Here is a 3,035-nt window from a genome sequence, read left to right as displayed (position 1 = left end):
CGAAGCGTAACGCACCGCAGCCATTATTTTTGGTGCGTTACGCTTCGCGATAACACACCCTACAACATTATCTGACAATCTAGTCCGCGAAGGCGGACTTTGCATCATTAGCGAAGACTTTAGTCTCTGGGCAAATTACGGCGCACGGACAAATTACCGACTCGCGATCGAGACTATCTGTCAGTGTAATTTCATCGCGGTAATGTCGCGGTGTCTGCATCAATAATTGCCATGCTTCTACTACTGGGATGAGATTATAAGATTCGGGATAGTGAGTCTGCAATAATTCCTGGACTACGGGATAGTAATCAGAATTGATACTAGGAAATAAGTGATGCTCGGTATGATAGGAAAAATTAAAATGCAACAAGTCAAAAATCTTGGGCATTTTTAACGAAACACTATTTACTAGCGGATCGTTAACATCTGTCATCGGACAGAGGAAATGATTGGTATAAATATAAAACATTACCCCCGCATAGCCAATCCCCAACGGCAATATATAGCCTAATCCAATCGCCAGCGGATTAAATTTAAGGAATGCTAAAATACTCAGATGAACTACACCAATTGCTACTAATTCGATCGCGATCGCTTGGCGTTTGCGCGGACTGACGACGACTGGAGCTGGCACGTAATCGACATCATCGCGATTGAAGATTAAAATTGAAGTAATATGGCGAAACGTATGCACAACCCATGATGTTGCCATTCCTAAAGCTAAAAAAGCCCAATTGACACCAGAAGATGGGACGAACAGATTTTGAATCCACTTACCCCAAGTATCATTTTGACCGACTAAATACATCCGATCGGGATCGCCGATCGCATTAGTTTCGGTATGATGTTTGTGATTGTGAACGGATTTCCACAGCGTCGGGGGCATCCACAATAGTGCCAAAGCCAAAAAACTGACTAAGTATCGCGACATTGGCTGTTTGATGGTACTGCCGTGCATCGCATCGTGGGCGGCAAATAAACAGATAATAATACTATTGCCCATTACTAGACTTAAGGGCAGATAGAGCCATAACCACTCGATCGACCACCGATCTAAGTCGCGAGCGATCGTCCAACCAAGCACTAAAATTAGGAGATTGATGGCGAGAATAAATAATTTCTGGGAATTTGGTTTAAAAGCTAATTCGGGGAGGAGTGGGCGCAGTACTTTGAGATATTCAGCTTGAGAGATCATTAATTTCTGACAATAAGTTGTTTCGGTATAGCAGTTCGTCAGATTAATAATTGACAGTAACAGCAATAGACAATTCAAGCTATATTCTAACTTAACTACCGATCGCGATCTCGCTGTCTGTCGATCTCTTGTTGTAGTTTATCGATCTCTCGCTGCAAGCGTTCGGCTTCACTCGTCTGCTCGCTACTGACAGTATCGACAGCGACGCGTTGATAGTTACCGCGCCGAATCTCTTGATAGTCGATCGAGTTCGTCCATTCTTGCAGATAGTGAATGCGTTCGACGGGGAATGGATGACTGAGCATTCCATTGACACCGACATACATCAATGCTTTATAGATTTGATTCAAGCCATCCTCATCTAAGTTGCGATATTTTTCCGACTGCTTGATAAATTCTTCGAGACTGCATTCATCGATAAATTGCTTGCTGCCGCCAGAAATTTTCATCATCGTCGTCATCACGGTGCGCGGATTTTCCATCACCAATAATGCCGCGCGATCGGATGATAATTCTGCCTTGCGCCGCCATTCATAAAAAGCCACAATCAAACCATTGCTTAGGATATTGCCCAGTCCGAATGTCATTTCACCGATCGCTGAAGCAGCATTCATCACCCACATCGCCATTTGAGTCAAGACCGTGTGGCCGCATTTAATATGTCCGAGTTCGTGAGCTAAGACGGTCTTAATTTCATCTAGTTCGAGTAAATCTAGCAAACCAGTATTAATGACAATATAGGGATTTTCTTGTCCCATCGCATAACTATTGACTTGAGGATTTTGACTGACAAATAACAGCGGTTCGGGATAAATATCCAAATCGCGCGCGCATTCGCGAAACATCCCATAAATAGTCGCATATTGTCTGGGGCCAGCCTGAATACTATTGCCCATAAGATAGACTAACTGGGGACGCTCGTAAATAAATTCGATGAATTTACTCGCTACCAGATTAAAACCGGGCACGCTGCGCAGAGCTTGTTCTGCTTGCAGATCGAGTGGATGTTTGAAAGCTTCGCTCGAAATACCTGGATAAGTAGCCATATGGATGCTAAGTTAGGGTTGGAAATTGCTCAGAGGAAGATGTTGTATTGCAGTACTTATCTCTATTATACTAATAGCAGATCGAACGATACTAATTGGCAACGTTTTGTCTGAATTGACAACACCAGTGCAGCTTTTTTAATGTCTTCAATCGATCCGATCTCCGTGCTAATACTCGAATGAGTCGCCGATCGCTGCTATGAATCAAAATTTAGTTGATAAGTTACTATTGGATTTGAAAAATAGCGATCCAAATATTCGCGAACGCGCTACGCGGCAACTCTGGAGTATTTGGTTTTGGCAAAAAGGTAAGATTCCCCTCTCCCAGATCGAGGAGAGCGAGAAGTTGTTATCAGAAGGTAACGTGGCCGCTGCTACATCGATTTTAGACGATCTAGTCGATGCGTTGCCAGATTTTGCCGAAGCCTGGAATCGGCGTGCCGTCCTCAAATTTATGACTCAAGACTACGATCTGGCGATCGCTGATTGCGAGATGACACTAGATCTCAATCCAGTTCATTTTGGCGCGTTGCATGGTTTGGGCTTGTGTCATGCGGCGTTAGGCAACTATGCCGCCGCGATTCGGGCATTTCGAGCCGCACTCGATATCCAGCCGCACGCGATCGAAAATCAACGGTTGATTCTCGAATGTACGGCAAGGTTGAGCTAGCGAGGGGAGGGTACCCACGAGGGCAGTGGTGTCAACTTAAACATTATGACTCACCCCAAATCAGAGTAGAAAGAGCATCTCGCTCTCGATGTCTGGTGCGTTCAGACTTGAGGACACCTAAAAT

At 44.5% G+C, this 3,035-nt stretch carries 3 protein-coding genes; 1 reads left to right on the top strand and 2 read right to left on the bottom strand.

Annotation, left to right across the window (positions count from 1 at the left end; genetic code table 11):
- Nucleotides 1–79: 79 nt before the first annotated feature.
- Nucleotides 80–1,195: a fatty acid desaturase family protein gene (locus tag RMO84_RS14655; RefSeq protein WP_396135867.1), complete on the bottom strand. Its 1,116-nt coding sequence runs from the start codon at nt 1,193–1,195 to the stop codon at nt 80–82.
- 95 nt (nt 1,196–1,290) lie between these two features.
- Complete coding sequence (locus RMO84_RS14650) at nt 1,291–2,241, bottom strand: M48 family metallopeptidase (protein ID WP_310489183.1); 951 nt, start codon at nt 2,239–2,241, stop codon at nt 1,291–1,293.
- 199 nt (nt 2,242–2,440) lie between these two features.
- Here RMO84_RS14650 and RMO84_RS14645 point away from each other — a divergent pair, with 199 nt between their 5' ends.
- Nucleotides 2,441–2,911, top strand: coding sequence for a tetratricopeptide repeat protein (locus tag RMO84_RS14645; protein WP_310489182.1), 471 nt, complete (start codon nt 2,441–2,443; stop codon nt 2,909–2,911).
- Nucleotides 2,912–3,035: the final 124 nt, after the last annotated feature.

It is taken from the genome of Chamaesiphon sp. VAR_69_metabat_338, from assembly GCF_031423935.1.
Lineage (GTDB): Bacteria > Cyanobacteriota > Cyanobacteriia > Cyanobacteriales > Chamaesiphonaceae > Chamaesiphon.
This window is presented reverse-complemented; position numbering and strand designations above follow the sequence as displayed.

Coding starts and splice junctions, on each gene's coding strand:
- RMO84_RS14655 (WP_396135867.1), bottom strand. CDS start 1,195: ATGATCTCTCAAGCTGAATATCTCAAAGTACTGCGCCCACTCCTCCCC.
- RMO84_RS14650 (WP_310489183.1), bottom strand. CDS start 2,241: ATGGCTACTTATCCAGGTATTTCGAGCGAAGCTTTCAAACATCCACTC.
- RMO84_RS14645 (WP_310489182.1), top strand. CDS start 2,441: ATGAATCAAAATTTAGTTGATAAGTTACTATTGGATTTGAAAAATAGC.